The organism is Rhizobium sp. P38BS-XIX (assembly GCF_012641435.1).
Classification (GTDB): Bacteria; Pseudomonadota; Alphaproteobacteria; order Rhizobiales; family Rhizobiaceae; genus Rhizobium.
Genome location: NZ_JABAIJ010000008.1, coordinates 120,262 through 139,179, shown reverse-complemented (window position 1 = coordinate 139,179; position 18,918 = coordinate 120,262). Strand labels below are relative to the sequence as shown.

Genomic DNA, 18,918 nt, shown 5'->3' with positions numbered 1-18,918 from the left:
TGATTGACTCTGATCTTATTGAGTGATTTTCTGATTGAAACTAGATTTTGCAGGGGAGCAAACGTTGACTCAGGGTGCGGGCTTGAAGACGGATCGGCTGGATCTCATCCGCAGCCATCTTTATGCGAACGGGTTTTCGACAATTCAGGACATCGCTGATGCCGTCGGTGCATCTCTGGCAACCATTCGGCGAGACCTTCAGGTTCTTCAGCAGGATGGCGCCATCGACCGAATTCATGGCGGTGCGCGCATCGCAGAGGGATCCGCCGTCGAACTTGCTTTTCAGGAGCGGGAGAAGCGACAGCTCTCGGCAAAACGTGCAATCGCAAATGCAGCCTATGAGCAGCTTTCCCCGCGCGCTGCAATTTTCCTGGATGCGGGAACCACGGTGCTACAGCTTGCCAAGCTCATTCGCATCAATCCGATCCCGCTCCGCATCTTCACCAACGGATTGATTGTCGCGCAGGAATTCTTGAACATCCCCCATCTCAACGTTGTTCTTCTCGGAGGCCAGCTGCGAAGCGAAAATGCCTCCCTCGTCGGGCCTCAGGCGGAGGCTATGCTTGAGGACATCTGGTTCGACCAGCTTTTCCTCGGCGCGAGCGCGATCGGCGCTGATGGTGCGATCTATAGCGTTGACAGTGCCGAAGCCAGCCTTAACCGGCGGATGCTCGCCCGCTCTGCAGACCGGTTTGTTCTCGCCGACGCATCGAAGTTCGGCACCATGGCGACCTACAGGGTGGCTCCGCTCAAGAGTGCTAAACTGATCACCGACACCAATTTGACGCCGCACTGGCGCGCACAGCTCGGTGATCTTTGCGTTGACACGATCTTCGCTGAGCAGGGTCCGAAGTCATGAGCGCCGATCTCATTCTCGGAATCGACGGTGGCGGGACGAAGATCCTGCTTGCGCTGGCCGACAGGAGCGGTCGGATCCTGCGGACCACGCGGGGCGGCGGCGTCAACCCCATGGACAATCCGGATTGGCGACGTGAGCTTGAAACGCAGATCGAGCCCTTTCGCAATGAGACGGCGCTGAGTGCCGTTTGTGCGGCATTACCAGCCTACGGCGAAGTGTCGCATATCTCGCGTCTCCAGGAGGAGGTTATTCAGCGGGCCTTCCCCCTCGTGCGCACCAGCGTGCTCAATGATGTCGATGCCGCTCACCGTGGCGCGCTGGCCGGCCAACAGGGCATTCTGTTGCTGTCGGGAACAGGCTCCATGGCATGGGCGAGAAACGCCAAGGGCGAGCCTGCGCGCACCGGTGGTTGGGGCGATGTCATCGGCGATGAGGGCAGCAGCTACTGGATCGGCAGGCAGGCGCTTAGTCTTCTGAGCCAAGGTCTTGATGGGCGCGGACCGCCAACTGCATTGAGCAAGGCGGTATTCGACCATCTGCAGCTGGATATGTCGGAAGCCATGGAAGGCCTATGTGATTGGGTCACGGGACTTGCCAAACCGCGCGCCAGCATTGCCGGCCTGTCCGTGATCGTCGACAGAGCCGCGCGCGACGGTGACGCTGTTGCCATCGAGCTCCTTGAAAAAGCATCCGACGAGCTTGCTAAGCACTATCATGCGATTGCCGATCACTGTGACGCACAGGCTAGCTGGACTTTCGCCGGTGGCACGTTCGGCAGCCGCGTTCTTATAGAGGCGCTTGAGCGCCGCATCGGTCGCTTGGCGACAGGACCAAAACTTCCCCCGATCGGCGGCGCTCTATTAGCGGCCGCCCAAATTCTCGACTGGCCCATAGACGACGGCTGGATCGAGCATGTCGCCGCGTCGGCAAAGGCGGCGTTTGCGCAATAGAAAAAGTAAAGCCTCGCTCACAAAGAAGGATGGGAACATGCGTAAAATTCTCTTGTCATTACTTGCCTCGGCCGTACTGGCCGTCGCTCCCGCCGCCGCGCAAGACGCCAAGCCGTTGGCGGGCAAGTCGATCACGGTCTTGATGCCGTCGCCGCAAGGCCCCGACATCGCAGCTGAGTTTGAAGCCGAAACCGGCATTCATGTCGATCTGCAGACGCTATCGTGGGACGACATTCGCCCGAAGCTGGTAACAGCCCTCGTTGCCGGCACGGCACCTGCCGACGTCACAGAATTCGACTGGTCGTGGACAGGCCAGTTTGCCGCGGCCGGCTGGTACATGCCGCTCAACGACGTCATCGATGCTGATACGGTCTCCGACATCGGGGTCGCCAAAATCTTTACCGTCGATGGGAAACTGCTCGGAGTTCCTTATTCCAACGATTTCCGCGTGATGTTGGTCAACAAGAAGCATTTTGATGACGCAGGCATCAAGGAAATGCCGAAGACGCTCGATCAGCTTGTCGCGGCGGCCAAGCAGATCAAGGAAAAAGGTATCTCGAAATATCCCATCGGCTTGCCGGTATCTGCGACGGAAGGCTCCTCAACAAGTTGGTATCTTCTGACAAAAGCCTTTGGCGGGGAATTGTTCGACAAGGACTTCAATCCGCTGTTCACCAAGCCGGACTCCGCTGGCTACAAAGCGCTTGCCTTCGAATTGATGTTGCTCAAGGAAGGTCTTGTCGATCCCGCATCGACCGGGCTTAAGGATAGCCAGATCAACGAGGGCATGTTCTCCCAGGGTCTGACCAGCATCATGATTTCGGGTGAACCGGGTCGCCTTGGGCAGATGAACGATCCCAAGCAATCGAAGGTGGCCGGGCAGGTCGAGGCGATCCTTGTTCCGACGGCAAGCGGCGAGACCCGCAGCTTCGGCCTGCCGGAAGCGCTTGCGATCCCGAATGTCTCACCCAACAAGGAAGCGGCCGTCGCCTTCGTGAAATGGTTCACCAGCCGTGCGTTCCAGAAGAAAAACGTCGCCAATGGCTTCCTGCCGACCCGCACATCGGCGCTCGCCGAGCTTAATGCGGAAGGTAAGCTGAACAGCGGCGATGCGTTGGTCGCTCAGTCGAAAACGGCCGAGGCACTTTTCCCGCAGGGCACGCCTCCTTGGTATCCGCAGTTTTCGAGCGGCGTGAACACGGCCATCAATAGCGCGGCCAAAGGACAGATGACCGTCGATCAGGCAGTCGAGAGCATCGCTGAATCCGCCAAGCAGGCAATGGCACAATGACTTCTGTCGCCTTCAAAGGGACTAAAAGCAGGAAAGGTGTCGGTTTGAACGCCGACATCACCCTTGGGGTGCTGCTGGTGTCACCCATCCTCATCACGATGGCGGCGCTGGTATTTTATCCGATGGCGCGAACAATGTGGGACAGCCTGCACAGGGTCAATCCTATGCAAGCCGGCACGCCCTTTGTCGGATTGGAGAACTACGCCCGCATGTTTTCGGACGGGCAGCTCGGCACGACCTGGGTGAATACCCTGATCTACGTTGTCCTGGCCGTGATTGCAGAAACGGTTTTCGGCGTTCTCGCGGCCTCGTTGATCAACCAGCTCAAGGTTGGCAGGCAATGGGTGTTGGCCGCCGTCATTCTACCCTGGGCACTCCCTGGTGTCGTCAATTCCGTCATCTGGCTCTGGATTTATCAGCCGGGCGCAGGGCTTCTGAACGGCATTCTGTCGTCGTTTGGTCTTCCTTTCGAAAATCATGTCTGGTTCAATGACCGGACAAGCGCGATCATCGCTGTTACCGTCGTTCACGTCTGGCGGATGATGCCGCTGACGATCGTGATCGTTCTTGCGGCGATGCAGAGTATTCCCTCGCACCTCTATGAAGCCGCCCGCATCGATGGTGCCACGCGACCGCAGATGTTTGCGCTGGTCACGCTACCGCTCGTCCGCAGCGCCATTGCCGTCGCAATGACCAACGCGACCGTGAATGCCTTCAACCTCTTCGACGAGGCCTGGGTGCTCGCCGGTTCCAGCCTGGAGACGCGGCCTATCCTCGTCCAGATCTATCTTGAGACCTTCCAGAACCTGCGGTTCTCCTACGGCATGGCACTCTCGGTCGTCATCACCTTCGTCTCCCTTCTCATTTCGCTCATTTACGTCCTTCGGGTCTATCGCAACACACGGTTCGACTGATGAAACCCACGCTTCTCTATCGCTTTCTGATATGGATCGGCGTTGCCTTGCTGCTGCTCTGGTCGCTTGGACCGATCTACTGGACGCTAGCCAGTTCGGTAACGCCGACGGACGATTTTTCCGTCAGGCCGATTCACTTCTTCCCTCAACACTTTACTCTCGATCACTATTCCCGTCTTCTGGGCATCAATGTCGATCGTATCGGTGGTGTGGAAGTGTGGATGCAGTTTCGCGCAGCACTGCTGAACAGTATCATTACGTCCGCCGGTGCAACGTTTCTGTGCGTCGCGATCTCCGCTCTTGGCGCTTACGCATTTACTCGCATGCGCTTTCCTGGTCGCAACACTCTTTTCGGCCTGGTTGTCGCAACGCTTGCGATCCCCGCCTATGCCGTGTTGATCCCGCTCTATCAGATCATGATCAAGATGCATCTGGTCGACACCTATGTCGGCGTTGCACTGATCTATGTGTCGGCCTACCTGCCACTTTCGCTTTGGCTGTTGCGCAGCGTGTTCGAGTCGCTTCCGCTCGCTCTGGAAGAGGCTGCACAGCTTGATGGTGCAGGCCGGCTCTACATATTCTTCAATATCGTCCTGCCGCTGGCCGGTCCGGGTTTGACAGCCGCCGCCATTCTCACCTTCCTCGGCGCCTGGGGCCAATATCTCGTCCCTCTGATTTTCTCCCCACAGGCAACCAAGCCTTTGACGGTTCTCATTCCCGAGTTCGTCACAAAGAATTTCATCGACTACGGGCTGATCACGTCAAGCGGTTCCATCGCGATCGTGATCCCGGCCCTCGTCGTTATCTTCCTCAACCGATATCTCGTCAGCGGCTTGCTGGCAGGATCGGTCAAATAATCGGAGCAAGCATGAATACGACCGAAAAAGTCATCATCGAGCAATTCCCGTTCTGGGAAAAGGCGCTCGGATCGAACACCGCCACGGACCGCAACGAGATTCTCGTCTATGTCGGCTGCGGCACGTCCTATTATCTCGCCATGTCGCTCGCTGCCTATGCAAACGCAGCAGGGCACAAGGCAATCGCAGTCCCCGGCGCAGAATGGCTCAACCGCCCGTCCTTCTTCTGGGCCGACTGGAAGAACACGCATGTCGTCGCGATCTCTCGCAGCGGCGAGACCACGGAGACTGTTGCGGCGGCGAAGAAGAGCCGCGAAAACGGCGCCTTCGTCACGGCACTGACTGTCGAGGCCGAAAGCTCGATTGCCAAGCACTGCGACCAGCTCGTCGCTTCGCCGACACATGCCGAAGAAGGCATCGTCATGACCGCTTCGGCAAGTTTGATGCTTCTGCTCGGTATGCAGATGATCGGTCAAGCAATTCCGCAATCTGCTATCGCATCAGCGCGCAAGCTTGCCGATGCGCTCGACGCGTCCTTGACCAAGCATGTGCTTGATCGCAGCCATTTCGTCTATCTCGGTGGTGGCCCTCTCTTCGGAATTGCGTCGGAAGGCGCCCTGAAGCTGATGGAAATGAGCCAGGTCATGACACAGCCGTTTCACCCGCTCGAATATCGTCACGGTCCGATCAGCCTGGTCGACGAAAAGACGGCGGCCGTCATGCTTTACTCAACAGATCAGAAGGCTGCGGAAGCCACCCTCGTGGAAGAATTACGTGAAAAAGGCGCCATCGTTATCGGCGTTGGAGGCCCCGGCGATATTGAACTCCCGGTTGACGTCGACCTCTCGCTGGCCGCGCTTGTGATCCTCCCTGCGCTACAGATCTTCGGAGAACGCGTCGCTCAGGCAAGAGGCATCGACACCGTATCCCCGCGGCACTTGACGAAGGTCGTGACACTGGCATGAGCGTCGATCTGGATCAGAACCGAAAGAGCGCTTTCTCCAAATTGTTTGGCGAACGGCGCCGACCGCTCCCACGCGGAATCACCTCGGTTTGCTCGGCACATCCACTGGTCGTCGAAGCGACTTTGCGACGGGCGGCTCGCGAAGGGCAAGTGGTGTTGATCGAGGCGACCTGCAATCAGGTCAATCAGGAGGGCGGCTATACGGGCATGACACCTGTCGCCTTCAGGCGCTTCATCGAGACAATTGCCAGGAGCGTTTCGTTTCCCATCGAAAGCATTATTTTCGGCGGCGATCATCTCGGCCCCAATCCTTGGCGCATGCTGAATGCCGAAGAGGCCATGGCGCGGGCAGAATTGATGGTCGCGGCCTATGTCGAAGCCGGCTTTGAAAAACTGCATCTCGATACGTCGATGGGATGCGCGGGTGAGCCGATAGCTTTGAGCGATGAGCTGACCGCTCAACGGGCTGCTCGTTTGGCAAAGGTGGCCGAAGATGTTGCACAACGCGCCGGACAGCGGCCGCCCGTCTATATCATCGGCACGGAAGTTCCGCCGCCCGGTGGTGCGACCCATTCGATTGCGGAGCTGGGGGTCACGAGCCCTGACGCGGCGCTGAAGACGATCGCAGTCCATGCCCAGGCCTTTGAGGAGGCGGGTGTGAAATCAGTTATGGAGCGCGTCATCGGCATTGTCGTTCAACCGGGCGTCGAATTTGGCAACGCGAATGTCGTTCTCTTTGAGCCGGGGCGCGCCAAAGGGCTGGCATCGGCGCTTGCCGAGATGCCGGAGCTTCTCTACGAGGCGCATTCCACCGATTACCAGACAGTTCAGGAGCTATCCGCGCTGGTCGATGATGGCTTTGCAATCCTCAAGGTCGGCCCCGGCCTGACATTCGCCTTACGGGAAGCTTTGTACGGACTGGACGCAATCAGAAGCCTGATTAACGGACAGCCTGGATCTGACAGTCTCTACCGCGAGATGGAAGCGATCATGCTTGCGCAGCCGCAAAATTGGTCCGGTCACTACAGTGGTTCTCCTGCAGAGCAGCGATTGCAGCGCCACTTCAGCTACAGCGATCGTATTCGTTATTACTGGCCGGACACGCGGGCGTCGAGCGCCGTAGACAAGTTGCTAACCGGACTGCCTGATCCGATTCCGGAAACACTGATCAGCCAGCATCTGGCACGCGTCTATCCGGATGTGGTCCGGGGAGAGGTAAAGCCGCGTGCTCGCGATTTGTGCCTCGCGGCGATCGATGCGGCGCTCGCTCCCTATGTGGCGGCAACGGCCGGCCGCTAGGGCCAAACTCTTAGCCGCTCGCGCGATATCGCCGCGAGCGCGCATCAAACAGGTTCAGTCGGAGAATATTATGGCGTCAGTAAGCGTAGCGAATGCCCGAAAAGCCTATGGTCATTTCGAAGTTCTGCATGGTGTCGATATCGACATCCAGGATGGAGAATTTGTCATTCTTGTTGGTCCCTCCGGATGCGGGAAGTCGACGCTCCTGCGGATGATTGCAGGTCTGGAGGAAATTTCGGACGGGCGGATCTCGATTGGCGGCAGGGTCGTGAACGACGTTGCTCCCAAGGAGCGCGATATTGCGATGGTATTCCAGTCCTATGCTCTGTACCCGCATATGACAGTCGAGGCGAACATGGGTTTCTCCCTTCGTCTGGCAAAGGCGCCGAAGCAGGAGACCAGCCAGCGCGTCAAGGAAGCCGCACAAATTCTCGGGCTTGAGCATCTCCTGGATCGCTACCCGAGAAACCTATCCGGCGGCCAGCGTCAACGTGTTGCCATGGGGCGGGCGATCGTGCGCCAGCCCCAGGTTTTTCTATTCGATGAACCATTGTCCAATCTGGATGCCAAGCTTCGCGTGCAGATGCGCTCGGAGATCAAGCAGCTGCATCAGCGCCTCGGCACGACCATCATCTACGTCACGCACGATCAGATTGAAGCGATGACGATGGCCGACCGCATCGTCGTGATGCGGGATGGTTACGTCGAACAGATTGGCTCGCCTCTTGACCTTTACGACCGGCCGGCGAACCTGTTCGTCGCGGGCTTTATCGGGTCACCCGGAATGAACTTCATCAAGGGCAAGACCAGTGTCGACGGGCCGATCGAACTTGTCGTCGACGGCGGTGCGCGTCTGCCAATTCCCGAAGGTGTTTCGCTCGATCGGGGAAAGGAGATTATCTACGGTATCCGCCCCGAACATTTGGCCATTGCTCCGGGTGGATCGACGGCGCAAGTCACCCTCATTGAGCCGACCGGCGCGGAAACCCAAATTACAGCGGCTTTTGGAAACACACAGATCGTCGCGACCATTCGAGAGCGCCTCAAGCTTCAAGCGGGAGACGCGATTGCACTCACGCCGGATCTGACGAAGGTCCATATCTTCGACGCGGCAACGGAGAAGTCGCTTATTGACAGAAACGAAGAATAAGGCAAAATGCCTCCGGCGCTGCGGCCGACAGCTGCATGTGGCTGTTGCGAATGCAGCTCATGCCGAACCGCAAAAAGTGGTCGGAGCCGCAAGCTCGTTCCGACCCATTTCGAACTGCGCCAAAGCGCATTATTGCTCGATAGAATACATGTTTAGCGACTGAGTTTATGACGTTTCAACTTGCGGGAATACAGAGAATGAGCGTTATCCGAGACGCAAGTTCCTGCATGCCAAAAAATGCTGAAGACGTGATCCACGAAACGTTCAGCCGCTAGTCCAGGGGCCGGCGACGAGCCTTGAGGAGGACGTCGCAGCGACCCGCCGCGTGATCGAGATGCAGGATGATCCCGTCGTGCTCGGCGGTCATAGCTGGGGGCGGACAGATCATAACTGAGGCGGCAGACGCCCCGAAGGTGAAGGCTCTCGTTTACGTTGCCGCGCTGGTGTTTGAATAGCCCCTTTCTTTGATCTCACCGAAAAGCTGTCCCCATCTGTATAGTATCTCTTCATTTGACCAAATCCATTCCTTCAGTCGCGCTGTGATTTTTGCTCCCTCGACAATGGCATCACGTTGGTCTTCGAAAGACGCAAGGCTGTCGATGGTCGGGGTACTGGCAACAATCATGAGACCACTTTTGCCGCCAACCCTTTTATTTACCGTAGGAACGAGCCGATATCCGGTGTTCTTGAGATCGGCCGCGATTTCCCCCGCCACTTCGCTGAGGTGATCCCCCCAACCATAGAAATTGATGTTGGCGTTTGCTTCGCGAAGCTGATGCACCAACCGCGTCTGTGGCAGAAAAGACCATTTCGGCAGTGCCGACGAATCAAATATCATTGTCCTGCTTTCACCTGGACGCCCGTTCCTCAACATCGATGGACCCGGCTCAAGTGGAATCTTCTCCTGGCGAAGCATTCCGACGTACTTTTCAAGGAAACGATCAATATCGACCAACCCGACCGCCTCGTAACCTCGTCGAGCCTTAGTGATGGCTTGATCCATAAGAGATCGCCTATGAAGAAGCCTTGCACGCAGCTCCCCAGAGACTTCTGATGCGCGAAGCGAGAGGAAGTCGGCGACGTCTTCGTATGCAATTACATGATCAAATTTTCCAGCGAAAGTAGAGGCCGCTTCAGCATACTGTCGTGGGCAGATAAGAATGGTGTGAACCGCCCGTGCCTTGCCTTCTGAGATCAGCGCGCGCGCTTCTTCTTTATACGACTCTGCCTGACGTGGCTGCTCCAGAGTGTCGAGCTTGTTTTCAATCAGGCAAACCGTCTGACCCGCCTGCCTCTCGACGATCAAAGTAATATCGATCTCGCGGCGGTTATGAATGCGTCGCTTGCTATGCGCAACCGAACTACGCTCGACCACATCGTTGCTCACTCGTCCAACGAGCCATTTCACAAATTCGGTCGAGCACTGAAGCTCTTCGATCAACAGTAGGTCGATGTCCCGTTCGGTCGCGTGCGTAAGGGTTAAGAAAGTATCTTTGTCCATGGAGTTTTCCTCGTCGATTTACTTAGCCTCGTGGCCTTGAATCGTTCAGTCAGCGGATTTTTCGGATTTCAGATTCGTGGACCAACAAAGCCTCGCCGCGCTTTCCCCTTGGCGGATCATCTCCCCCACTGACTGCTTGTGCGCATCTAGGTTCGAGACCAAAGATCGGCAAGCCTCCGCAAGATCGCGTTCAAGGGAACCCGATATGATGGAGGAGTAGAAAAACAAGGCAGGATCAGGGTAAAGGAACGGTGACACGGGACGCTCATGCAGGGCGCACTCGTCTCGATTTGCGTAGCACTCCCATTCAAAGCCGACATCGTGACGACCGAGCATCAATGCGGCCCGAAGCGATGCGGCACTGAGTTCGTCCCACATGAAGTAGCTACGTTCGACGCCCTGTCGTCTTGCTGCCTCCACATAACCATCGACAGTTACTCGGATGGGCTGCAATGTACCGCCGATAAGACCTTTTTCGATTTTGTCCGAGCCGTCTGTGAACGGATTATCAAACGAGATGGCCCCATGTTCGTCACTTGAGGCTTCTAGGACTGTACGCATTTCCAAAAGTGGCCCGATATTTGTCCTGATCCGGCCGACTGCCAGTCGCGTCTCACGCCAGAACAGAAATCTTGCAGGGTACCATTCAGAATCTGCGACCGACACACTCCCATCGACTGGAGGTGCCTTCAATGATCTGACTATAAGAACCGATGGAATTGGCGGGATCTCGTCCGAGACGATGGGATTGCCGATCAGTGTCCTGAAGCCGCCGTCAATTGGGATGGACCCGGCTTTAAACGAAGATGCCCGAACATCGAACCATCCTGGTAGCCGAGAAACTTCTGTCCAGTATTGTTCCATATCGGTTGTTTGGATGACGTATTCGACGAGGTCCTCTAAGAGAGCTGTCAGCTTTTCCCACGGTTGGGCCTGCCAGTTATATTCGGAGGCTCTTTCCGTGCCGAAACTGCTTCCGTCGAAAACCTTGCAGAGCATGGCGTCTTTCGTTTCATCAACCAGGCTTGCTAATGCGTTAGAGATATCGATGTAGCGGTGAGGCTTTTTCGCTAGACGCTCTCGCCGCGTTTCGTTTGCACCTGGCGGCAGAGTGTACGTGTCCAGACGCTTGGTGGAATTCAATTCTGGATCGCCTAGGCCCGCCTTTACGGTGACGTCCGTTTTCCGAACCTGTACTCGATTTTCGTAATATTCGATCAGGCGGTGCAGGTTTTCAGCGACCCGTTTCTGATCGGTGCCCAGAAACGGGGCCTTAAGCGATGCAGCGGCGCATATCCGTTCTAAACGTTCGCTATCAACGTTCGCTTTTACAGGGTCGACATTTCCGTCTTGTGGGGGGAACTTAATAACGTTGGTCATGATGCCCGCCTCAATTTCGACACTGCCGATAGCGGCGACCCTGTCGCCCCAATTTCATGTGGAGGATCGTCACGATCCGCGCCGTGTCATCGCTCCAGACGACGACCAAGTGATGCAACTTTTCTGCCACGTATTTTGATAGGTATGGGATTGATCCATGTTCTGCATGCCGTCTGCTTACGCGAAGCACCCGGCACACATCACCCGCATAGAAGTCGATATCGTGATGGTCGAGCACCAGCTCTATGAGGCTATCTGAAAAGCCCCGCTGCTGAACGCGCGTGGCTGCATGGTGGGATAAATCTGCACTTTTCATGGTGGCGCCTCGATGTTGCCGGCTCTGCAGGATGGCGACGTGGCATCGGGATTTGCCGCGCTTGAACTCGTCGATCACATCGGCGCAAACGCGCGGCGTTTGTCGCGAGCATGCGGATTTTCCTGCCGTTGTGCGTGCGCTCCCCGACGAAGTCGTGGGACCAGACATGGTTGGGATATTCCGGCCGAAGCCGGACGCACGAACTGTCGTTCAACCGCTGCCGCCCGCGCGTCGGTTGCTTGTGAGGCACTTTCAGTCCCTCACGTCGCCAGATGCGCTCGGCCCGCTTGACGTTCACGATCCAGCCACCCTGATGCAACATCGCCGTGATGTCGGCGCCTTACGCCAATTGAAGGCAATTGGCTGCCAGCCAGGGGATAGCTATAGCGGCCATACTAGAAGGCGAGCGCGTGATGTCGGCGGTCAACGCCGCCTCATCATCCGGTGTCTTCGCAATCTTGCGCTGTGTGGAACGATGCTGAACCAAGGCTCGGCACGTCGCGTTATTCATCCGTGAGCGCCTACCGCAAATCATCTGACGAAAAACAATGTGACAACACCCGTCGAAATTGAACCTTGATCGCATGGTGTAAACCCTGCTTTCAAGCAGCTCCGATCGAGACATGTGTATGTACCTCGGGGAAATCGCCATCGGTCACCCATTTTGCCCCGTCGTGATAGAAGCCACATTTCTGAAAGAGATCGCGAACGATCAGGTTGGCTTCTGTTTCAATAATAGTTCCGCTCTTCAGGCCTGCATGATCATAAAGAAAGCGCAGGACCGCGTTTTCAACTCCAAGCCCGACAACCCGGCAACTCATCACGAACTGCTCAAGATGAGGCCCGTTCAGTATCGCTACGCCGACCAGTCCGTATGAGGAGTAGTTGTCCTGAACTTCGAATGTCGAGAATTTCCAGCCATTGGCAAATGCCCGGCTGCATTCCTCCGTGCTCCATCTCTTGCCGGTCGCATTGAACTGGTTGGACTTGTTGATGAGTTCGAACGCGCGTGGAAAGCTGCCATTCGAGGTCTCGGTTATTTCACGAACGACAACCTTCACGCCCAGCGATGCCAGGAAGTCATCGCGGCTCATCTCGGATCTGGCGCTCTCGCGCTTGACTTGATCCTGAATCATCTGAGTGCGCCGCGCCGACTCCTTGCTAATATAGGGCACTTGTAATTCGGGAGCCCATAGAAGGATACGGCGGATCGAATATAGCTCCTCTCCCAAGGTACGCAGTGTCGGAAAGGCGGCCCGGACGGATTGGCGTTCCACCGGGTTGTCATCGATGAAAAGAACATTTTTCGGCAAGAGATTTGTGTAGGTGAGAATTTCCTGAATATTCTCGACCTTCGGCCGCCAGTTGATTTTTCGGATGGCGAAATCATCTAGGGCAATTCGTCCACCAAGAATATTGGGCCAGAGTTCTGTTATCGTTGCCTCTTCGTTCTTGCTGACAATCGCCAAAATAATGCCCCTTTGCTTAAGGTAATTCAGGGTCTCGATTATCCCGAGCGGCCAACCTTCCAGAATATAGGGGTGGATGCCGTCTTCCGCGACGACGCCGCGCCAGACGGTGTCGTCGAGATCCACGATCACCAGCTTTACGCTGTCTTGCTGCCGGATGGTGCGATACATGGCATCAATCTCGCTCCAGATGGCGAGAATGAAATCCTGCGTATTGAATGGATAGAGATCCGAAAGCTTGGTCGGAACAGCGATGCGCTTCGTATCGTGAATGCTATCCCAATCATTGGCATAGGATGCGTGGCTCCATGGCCAAACAAAATCCTCCTGAATGAACTTCTTGCCAAAGGTGGAAGCTATGGCATCCGTTTGAACGATGTGAGTGTTGGCTCGCTCCCCGGCGATCTGATGAAGAACCTTGTTGAGCTGTTCGACAAAGAATGTCGGATTGCGATAATCATGGCGAGGCAGAAGACGCCCAATCAGGCTTTGCTGCGGAGACAGAAACTCCGATATGAATGTGAGCAGGCCAGAGTTTTCCGTGTATTGCAATGCACCGTTCAGCGTCTGTATCAGCCTACTCCTTGCCTCTTCAAACTTCGCGATAAAGGGCTCTTCGCTTTCATGGGAGAGGTTTGCGAGCATGGTCTCAGGCACAACGGTACGCAGCGGCAGATAGATGAATTGAAAGTCGTAATCGCTTGCCGGTCTCGGCAAATTGCTGTCCGCGACGCCGGGAAAATTGTAAAGAATGTGTTCTACTTCAGCCTTCGGAAGTACTCTGTGGGCGTGATGGTAAATACCTTGCGAGGCGCAGGAGCCTATAACTAGAATTCGCTTTACTTCGCTCTCTGAAACGGCCAGCTCTGTCGGGGTGCGAAAACTATGTTCCTGGGCGGATTTCCTCACCGATGCGTTGCTTTCGAGCATTCGCCTGTCCTCACCGCGTAGTTGTTAGGTCTACTTACCGCGTTTAACCGATCAACGTCTCTCCCGCGGCATTCTCCTGCGAGACAGCCGGGATGCATCTGTCGACGCACCGTTCAGAGAATCCGCGCCGCCACCTGTTCAAAAGCCGGAACCAATCCGATGTACTCGTATTTTATACTATTCTCATATACGAATTCCTGGAACGCCCGATGCTCATGCCGCTTCCAGTCAGGGTAGTTGAAATATTCGTCAAACAGAATGACGGTACCGGGCACAATGCGATCACGCGCTTCGGTCAGGATCGTTCTCGTCGAGGAATAGAGATCGCAGTCGACGTGCAGGAATGAAATATTGCCCGGATGGCTGGCCAGGAAGGTTCTCAAAGTGTCGTCAAACCATCCGACCACGAGATCGACATTGCCGCGAACGGCTGGCAGTCCATCCCGTGCAAATGCGCCTGCCTTTGCACCCGCGGTCCAATCCTCCGGGAGGCCTTTGAAAGAATCAAAGCCATGGATCATCTGGCGATTGAGTTTGTCGGCGATGATGTTGATCGTGTGTCCGGAAAAAACCCCGAACTCGAGAACGAGCCCATCCAGAGATATCTTGTCCAGGCTGAAGTCCAGCAGCCCTTCTCGGCTATCAAATCGCGCCGCCTTTCGCATTTGATCGCGAGCATATTGGTAGCTCTCGATAGCAGCGGCGAAGTAGGCGACCGAGTCTATATTGTAAGGTCCTCCCTGCGCCCCAAACAGTTTGTCGTGAGCTGCCTTTACCTTGTGGTAAAATATCGCTTCGGCAATATCATCTGCGGTCTTATCTATAGAGGTGCCTTGATCCATTATTCGAGCTTTCTCGCCATTCGCGCGAACCGTCTGGGTTCGGCAGATTATGTGTAGTTGCGTCCGCATGTCGATCAACGTAATGAACAGGGAGACTATCTCGACAGTTCCACCGGCATGCCAGCCGGAAGCCGACCGGTTTATACATTTTCAGACGCACCGGTGATATTGTAGAGATGAGCAGATTAGCTGCTTGATAAAGATGAGTTTTTGAAAAATCTAATACATTATACTTGGCGGGTGATCTGGCATCGTATGATTTGGGACCACAACTTTCGGTTAAGCAACCTACCTCCAGAAGGGAGCGGAAAACTCTGGGAGTAAGAAATCTTGGTTAAGCAGCTTCATTGTCGAGTTTCACGACGCTTTAATCCAGATTTTCATTTGGGGGTGATCCATTCGGTCACGGAAAATCGATTGATAAATCTGCTACATCGATATCGAAGGTGGGTAACCGCTAAATGCAAAGTCGGGTGAAAGCTCAGCGTGACGCGACTGCGGGATTGGCGAGCAAAGCATCGTTTGTTGCTCGCCCCACGAAAAGAATCATTAATCCCCAGCTACGAACCAACGCGGTGAGAAGTGCACATGAATTTCAGCCGAGCTGACCTAGCCGACATCGTCTATTTTCTTTCGGTCGCGAAGCATCGAAATTTCCGGCGCGCTGCCATTGAGTTATCGGTAAGCACGTCAGCTGTAAGCCACGCTCTCAAGGGTCTGGAAGATCGTCTCGGGGTGCGACTGTTCAATCGAACCAGCAGAAGCGTAACCCTTACTGCAATTGGTGAGATTTTCCATTCGAATGTGTCGCCTCATATCGATGCAATCGATGGCGCATTCGAAGACTTGAACAAGTTCCGCGCGGCGCCAACGGGGCGGCTCAGATTGAATGTCCTTGGCGATGCGGCAACGCTTCTCATCAGTCCCGTGTTGCCCGCGTTCATGGAACGTTATCCAGAAGTTGAGCTGGAAATATCCGCTGATAATAACATGGTCGATGTTATCGCAGAGGGTTTCGATGGCGGTATCAGATATGGTGGGACTGTACCCGCCGACATGATCGCACAGCGGTTGTCGGCCGACATCCGTTGGGTCGTGGTGGGGTCCCCAAATTATCTGAGCCGTTACGGCACTCCAAACCACCCTGAAGATCTGGGATCGCACAAATGCTTCAGAGGACGCAGCGGATATAACAAGATTGTTCAATGGGAATTTGAACAGAGCGGCCACGAGTTCGCGGTTCAAGTTGCTGGAAACATTATTGTGAATACGACTGAGACACTCATGCCGGCGTTGCTGTCCGGTGGAGGGCTTGCTTATGTTCCGGCACTGCTTGCGAAACCCTTTGTCGATGAAGGGAAGCTTGCGGTCGTACTCACTGAATGGTCGCCGCTGGGGCCGCCGTTTTACATGTATTACTCAAGTCGAAAGCAAGTTCCAACGGGACTGCGATTGCTCTGCGAACTTATCAGAGAGCTGAAGCCTGCGGGCTTCTAGCGGACATGCAGACTCCTATATCTGATGAATTTTGTGGCCGTGATGAATCGTTTTTGTCACAGGCACCCAAACTTTCTCGGATAGGGACCGATCAAACACCAATTGATGAATTTTACTTGATGTCGCGTCAAGCTGAGCGCGAATACCAATTCCGATGCCGCCCGCCTATCTGCTTGTGGAATTACAGCAATTCGACGTGGCAAAGGTATTTGGATATTGGATATTGGATATTTCACACGCACACCTTCGCATCGTAGATGACAATGTTCGCGCCGCAAATTGGGGTGCAGTACTGGCAATTGCACTTTGTGTTTTTTCCATCATAGCCGCCGAAATGCTGCCTGCGGCCGTATTGACTCCGATGGCAAAGGGCTTGGGGATATCGGATGGCGTCGCGGGACAAACTGTGTCGCTGACCGCTTTCGTTGCGATAATCGCCGGATTGTTCGCCGGTGTCGTCGTCGGTGCTATAGACCGTCGCAAAGTCCTGCTTGGCTATGCCGCTATCCTCGTAATTGCAAACATTATGACCGCGACCGCGGCGGGCACCGTTTCTCTCATGGCGGCTCGCGGCCTTCTTGGCTGGGCTCTCGGCGGGTTCTGGTCGATGGCAGCATCAGTCACCATCAGATTGGTGCCGCACAAAGATATACCGAAAGCGCTCTCGATTGTGATGGGCGCGGTTTCCGTGGGAATGGTCGTCGCAGCCCCGTTGGGCAGCTTTCTTGGGGAGATCGTTGGCTGGCGAGGCGTCTTTTCGATTGCAGGCGCGATTGGAGTTATCGCCTTTGCCGGGATCGCAATAACTGTCCCGCCTTTACCGACAAGGGCGCAGAAAGACGCGATGGCTGTCTTTCGGATCTTGCGACTGCCCGGCGTGCCGATCGCCATAGCGGCGGTGTTTTGCCTTTTTGCGGGTCAGCTCGCCTTTTTTACTTATATGCGCCCGTATTTGGAACGCGTCACGCAGTTTGATCTCGACGAAGTCTCGCTGGCCTTGTTGACATTTGGCGCAACAACGGTTGTTGGAACGGCCCTATCGTCGATGGCTGTTCGCTCCAGCCTCAAGGCGACGATGGCATTTCCACCGATCGGCATCGCCATTTGCGCGGCAGTTTTGCTGATGTTCGCCTCGAGCCCGGCCGCGGTCTTTACTGCCATTGCGCTATGGGGATTTTGTTTTGGCTTCATTCCGGTTGGTTGGCAAACGTGGGTGACCAGAAACTCCGGTGACGATGTCGAAAGTGGCGGCGGCCTTCACGTGGCCTCAGTTCAATTTGCAAACACGCTCGGGGCTGGTTTCGGAGGTGTCACCCTAAACACCGGCGGTCCTTATGCCCCAATCGGAGTGGCGGGCGTTCTTATGACGTTGGCTTTCGTCATCATTTTCCTTGGCGTCGGCAAATCATCATCGCAACGGGCTTTTGACCAGGAGACCGGTCATGCGTCTTGAACCACACCATCGTGTCTTCACATGCTTTTTCCTCATAGCGGTTTCAATGGGAGGATTGCTTTCGAGGCTGCCTGATATTCAGGAAAGATTGGACATCGACAAGTCCGAACTTGGGTTAACGATGATCGGCGCTGCCGTGGGGGCGCTCATTTCGCTCGCTCTTTCCTCACCAGTCGTCAGAAAGCTCAGCTCGCGGAGCACCGCGTTCATTTCGGTTCTGGGCACAGCCCTGGTTGTGGCAACGGTTCCGTGGATGGATCGGGCGGCGTTCGTTTTCCTTCTGTTATTTTGCCAAGGGCTGCTAGCCGGAGCGCTGGAAATTAGCCTCAATGTCGAGATCAACCGTATTGAGGCTGAGATCGGGCGGGGTGTCATGAGCCGAGCGCACGGATTTTGGAGCCTGGGCTTTTTTCTGACTGCTTTGGCCGCATCGTTCGTTCGGCAAGCTGGCATATCGATTGAACTGCACATGGCCGCTATCTGCGGGTTCGTGGTTTTGGTTGGCTCGACGGTCATCTCCGGCATGAGAAACATGCCGGCGCCCTACTCACCGGAAACAGCGGCCTCTTCTTCTAGCATTGCGTTGCCAACAATCGGGCTGCTTCCGCTGTGCGTGATTGGAGTTGGCGCATTTCTCGTCGAGGGCGCAGGCATCGACTGGTCGGCGATCTACATGCGGGACGTTTTCGATGTGGAGCCGTTCGTTGGCGGACTTGGTCTCACACTTTTCTCATTCTGTATGGCGTTTGCCCGTCTATTCGCGGATGGATTTGTCGACCGTTATGGTGCGCGCGCCGTTGGTCGAGCGCTTCTTTCGTTGGCGGTCATTGGTCTCTGCTGCGTCTGTCTGGCACCAGTCTCCGGCGTTGCACTGGCGGGATTTGCCCTCATGGGCACGGGATGCAGCGCCGTTTATCCATTGGCGCTTTCAGCCGCCGCCCAACGCGGCGATCGAAACCCACATGCCAATGTCGCAGCGGTCGCGCAAATGTCTTTCGTGGTCTTTTTCCTCGCTCCGCCTCTGTTAGGATTTGTGGCGGAGCACGCTGGTATAAGAACCTCCTACCTTGTGTGCCTGCCAATCATTCTACTGTCGACTGCCTCAACAACATCCCTGCCGGAGGGAGCAAGGAACTTCGGAAACAAGACGCCTGGGGCGTGACACTGCTTCAGCCCATTGTCTTTTGGTATTTAATCGGACTCATCCTCAATTTCTGAGGTTCAGGGCAGCATTCTCGCCTCCTAA

At 55.6% G+C, this 18,918-nt stretch carries 16 protein-coding genes and 2 pseudogenes; 12 read left to right on the top strand and 6 right to left on the bottom strand.

Translation table 11 applies throughout. From position 1 onward, the window contains the following. The first annotated feature begins 64 nt into the window (after positions 1-64). From HGP17_RS24135 to HGP17_RS33795, 9 genes and pseudogenes are all read left to right on the top strand, one after another. Positions 65-859 carry a DeoR/GlpR family DNA-binding transcription regulator gene (locus tag HGP17_RS24135; protein WP_168812996.1) on the top strand — a complete coding sequence of 265 codons (795 nt, stop codon included), beginning with the start codon at positions 65-67 and terminating at the stop codon, positions 857-859. Then, entirely contained in the window at positions 856-1,809 is a 954-nt protein-coding gene (locus HGP17_RS24130; protein WP_168812995.1) for a BadF/BadG/BcrA/BcrD ATPase family protein, read from the top strand. The genes HGP17_RS24135 and HGP17_RS24130 overlap by 4 nt, the downstream gene beginning before the upstream one ends. Before the next feature lie 37 nt (positions 1,810-1,846). After that, on the top strand, positions 1,847-3,100 hold the full coding sequence (locus HGP17_RS24125) for a sugar ABC transporter substrate-binding protein (protein WP_168812994.1): 1,254 nt from the start codon (positions 1,847-1,849) through the stop codon (positions 3,098-3,100). Further along, positions 3,097-4,014: a sugar ABC transporter permease gene (locus tag HGP17_RS24120; RefSeq protein WP_168812993.1), complete on the top strand. Its 918-nt coding sequence runs from the start codon at positions 3,097-3,099 to the stop codon at positions 4,012-4,014. The genes HGP17_RS24125 and HGP17_RS24120 overlap by 4 nt, the downstream gene beginning before the upstream one ends. After that, positions 4,014-4,871, top strand: a complete 858-nt coding sequence (locus tag HGP17_RS24115; protein ID WP_168812992.1) for a carbohydrate ABC transporter permease — start codon at positions 4,014-4,016, stop codon at positions 4,869-4,871. The genes HGP17_RS24120 and HGP17_RS24115 overlap by 1 nt, the downstream gene beginning before the upstream one ends. Before the next feature lie 11 nt (positions 4,872-4,882). Then, positions 4,883-5,836, top strand: a complete 954-nt coding sequence (locus HGP17_RS24110; protein WP_168812991.1) for an SIS domain-containing protein — start codon at positions 4,883-4,885, stop codon at positions 5,834-5,836. After that, positions 5,833-7,134, top strand: coding sequence for a D-tagatose-bisphosphate aldolase, class II, non-catalytic subunit (locus HGP17_RS24105; protein WP_168812990.1), 1,302 nt, complete (start codon positions 5,833-5,835; stop codon positions 7,132-7,134). Before HGP17_RS24110 ends, HGP17_RS24105 begins: the two co-directional genes overlap by 4 nt. 70 nt (positions 7,135-7,204) lie before the next feature. Next, positions 7,205-8,284, top strand: coding sequence for a sn-glycerol-3-phosphate ABC transporter ATP-binding protein UgpC (ugpC, locus tag HGP17_RS24100; RefSeq protein WP_168812989.1), 1,080 nt, complete (start codon positions 7,205-7,207; stop codon positions 8,282-8,284). 271 nt (positions 8,285-8,555) lie between these two features. Then, positions 8,556-8,727: pseudogene (locus tag HGP17_RS33795) on the top strand (alpha/beta fold hydrolase); the annotation flags it as partial. Here HGP17_RS33795 and HGP17_RS24095 read toward each other — a convergent pair. The 6 genes and pseudogenes from HGP17_RS24095 to HGP17_RS24075 form a co-directional block, all read right to left on the bottom strand. Then, a complete protein-coding gene (locus HGP17_RS24095) occupies positions 8,712-9,785 on the bottom strand; it encodes a PD-(D/E)XK nuclease family protein (protein ID WP_168812988.1) in 1,074 nt (357 codons plus the stop codon). The pseudogene HGP17_RS33795 and the gene HGP17_RS24095 sit on opposite strands and share 16 nt — an antisense overlap. A gap of 45 nt (positions 9,786-9,830) precedes the next feature. Continuing rightward, positions 9,831-11,165 carry a hypothetical protein gene (locus HGP17_RS24090; RefSeq protein ID WP_168812987.1) on the bottom strand — a complete coding sequence of 445 codons (1,335 nt, stop codon included), beginning with the start codon at positions 11,163-11,165 and terminating at the stop codon, positions 9,831-9,833. 10 nt (positions 11,166-11,175) lie between these two features. Then, positions 11,176-11,481 carry a DUF4258 domain-containing protein gene (locus tag HGP17_RS24085; protein WP_168812986.1) on the bottom strand — a complete coding sequence of 102 codons (306 nt, stop codon included), beginning with the start codon at positions 11,479-11,481 and terminating at the stop codon, positions 11,176-11,178. A gap of 106 nt (positions 11,482-11,587) precedes the next feature. Next, positions 11,588-11,977: pseudogene (locus HGP17_RS33790) on the bottom strand (IS3 family transposase); the annotation flags it as partial. 106 nt (positions 11,978-12,083) lie between these two features. Further along, complete coding sequence (locus tag HGP17_RS24080) at positions 12,084-13,880, bottom strand: HAD-IIIC family phosphatase (RefSeq protein WP_168812985.1); 1,797 nt, start codon at positions 13,878-13,880, stop codon at positions 12,084-12,086. A gap of 113 nt (positions 13,881-13,993) precedes the next feature. Continuing rightward, positions 13,994-14,722: a class I SAM-dependent methyltransferase gene (locus HGP17_RS24075; RefSeq protein ID WP_168812984.1), complete on the bottom strand. Its 729-nt coding sequence runs from the start codon at positions 14,720-14,722 to the stop codon at positions 13,994-13,996. Between the two features lie 588 nt (positions 14,723-15,310). Here HGP17_RS24075 and HGP17_RS24070 point away from each other — a divergent pair. The 3 genes from HGP17_RS24070 to HGP17_RS24060 all read left to right on the top strand — a co-directional run bounded on the left by HGP17_RS24070 (position 15,311) and on the right by HGP17_RS24060 (position 18,834). Then, a complete protein-coding gene (locus HGP17_RS24070) occupies positions 15,311-16,219 on the top strand; it encodes a LysR family transcriptional regulator (RefSeq protein ID WP_168812983.1) in 909 nt (302 codons plus the stop codon). 154 nt (positions 16,220-16,373) lie between these two features. Then, on the top strand, positions 16,374-17,672 hold the full coding sequence (locus HGP17_RS24065) for an MFS transporter (RefSeq protein ID WP_168812982.1): 1,299 nt from the start codon (positions 16,374-16,376) through the stop codon (positions 17,670-17,672). Then, positions 17,662-18,834 (top strand): MFS transporter, encoded by a 1,173-nt coding sequence (locus tag HGP17_RS24060; protein WP_168812981.1) that lies wholly within the window; start codon positions 17,662-17,664, stop codon positions 18,832-18,834. The genes HGP17_RS24065 and HGP17_RS24060 overlap by 11 nt, the downstream gene beginning before the upstream one ends. Positions 18,835-18,918 lie beyond the last annotated feature (84 nt).

Bases quoted from the DNA above. Each gene is read 5' to 3' on its own strand.
- HGP17_RS24130 (WP_168812995.1), top strand. From the start codon at position 856: ATGAGCGCCGATCTCATTCTCGGAATCGACGGTGGCGGGACGAAGATC.
- HGP17_RS24125 (WP_168812994.1), top strand. From the start codon at position 1,847: ATGCGTAAAATTCTCTTGTCATTACTTGCCTCGGCCGTACTGGCCGTC.
- HGP17_RS24120 (WP_168812993.1), top strand. From the start codon at position 3,097: ATGACTTCTGTCGCCTTCAAAGGGACTAAAAGCAGGAAAGGTGTCGGT.
- HGP17_RS24115 (WP_168812992.1), top strand. From the start codon at position 4,014: ATGAAACCCACGCTTCTCTATCGCTTTCTGATATGGATCGGCGTTGCC.
- HGP17_RS24110 (WP_168812991.1), top strand. From the start codon at position 4,883: ATGAATACGACCGAAAAAGTCATCATCGAGCAATTCCCGTTCTGGGAA.
- HGP17_RS24105 (WP_168812990.1), top strand. From the start codon at position 5,833: ATGAGCGTCGATCTGGATCAGAACCGAAAGAGCGCTTTCTCCAAATTG.
- ugpC (WP_168812989.1), top strand. From the start codon at position 7,205: ATGGCGTCAGTAAGCGTAGCGAATGCCCGAAAAGCCTATGGTCATTTC.
- HGP17_RS24095 (WP_168812988.1), bottom strand. From the start codon at position 9,785: ATGGACAAAGATACTTTCTTAACCCTTACGCACGCGACCGAACGGGAC.
- HGP17_RS24090 (WP_168812987.1), bottom strand. From the start codon at position 11,165: ATGACCAACGTTATTAAGTTCCCCCCACAAGACGGAAATGTCGACCCT.
- HGP17_RS24085 (WP_168812986.1), bottom strand. From the start codon at position 11,481: ATGAAAAGTGCAGATTTATCCCACCATGCAGCCACGCGCGTTCAGCAG.
- HGP17_RS24080 (WP_168812985.1), bottom strand. From the start codon at position 13,880: ATGCTCGAAAGCAACGCATCGGTGAGGAAATCCGCCCAGGAACATAGT.
- HGP17_RS24075 (WP_168812984.1), bottom strand. From the start codon at position 14,722: ATGGATCAAGGCACCTCTATAGATAAGACCGCAGATGATATTGCCGAA.
- HGP17_RS24070 (WP_168812983.1), top strand. From the start codon at position 15,311: ATGAATTTCAGCCGAGCTGACCTAGCCGACATCGTCTATTTTCTTTCG.
- HGP17_RS24065 (WP_168812982.1), top strand. From the start codon at position 16,374: ATGCCGCCCGCCTATCTGCTTGTGGAATTACAGCAATTCGACGTGGCA.
- HGP17_RS24060 (WP_168812981.1), top strand. From the start codon at position 17,662: ATGCGTCTTGAACCACACCATCGTGTCTTCACATGCTTTTTCCTCATA.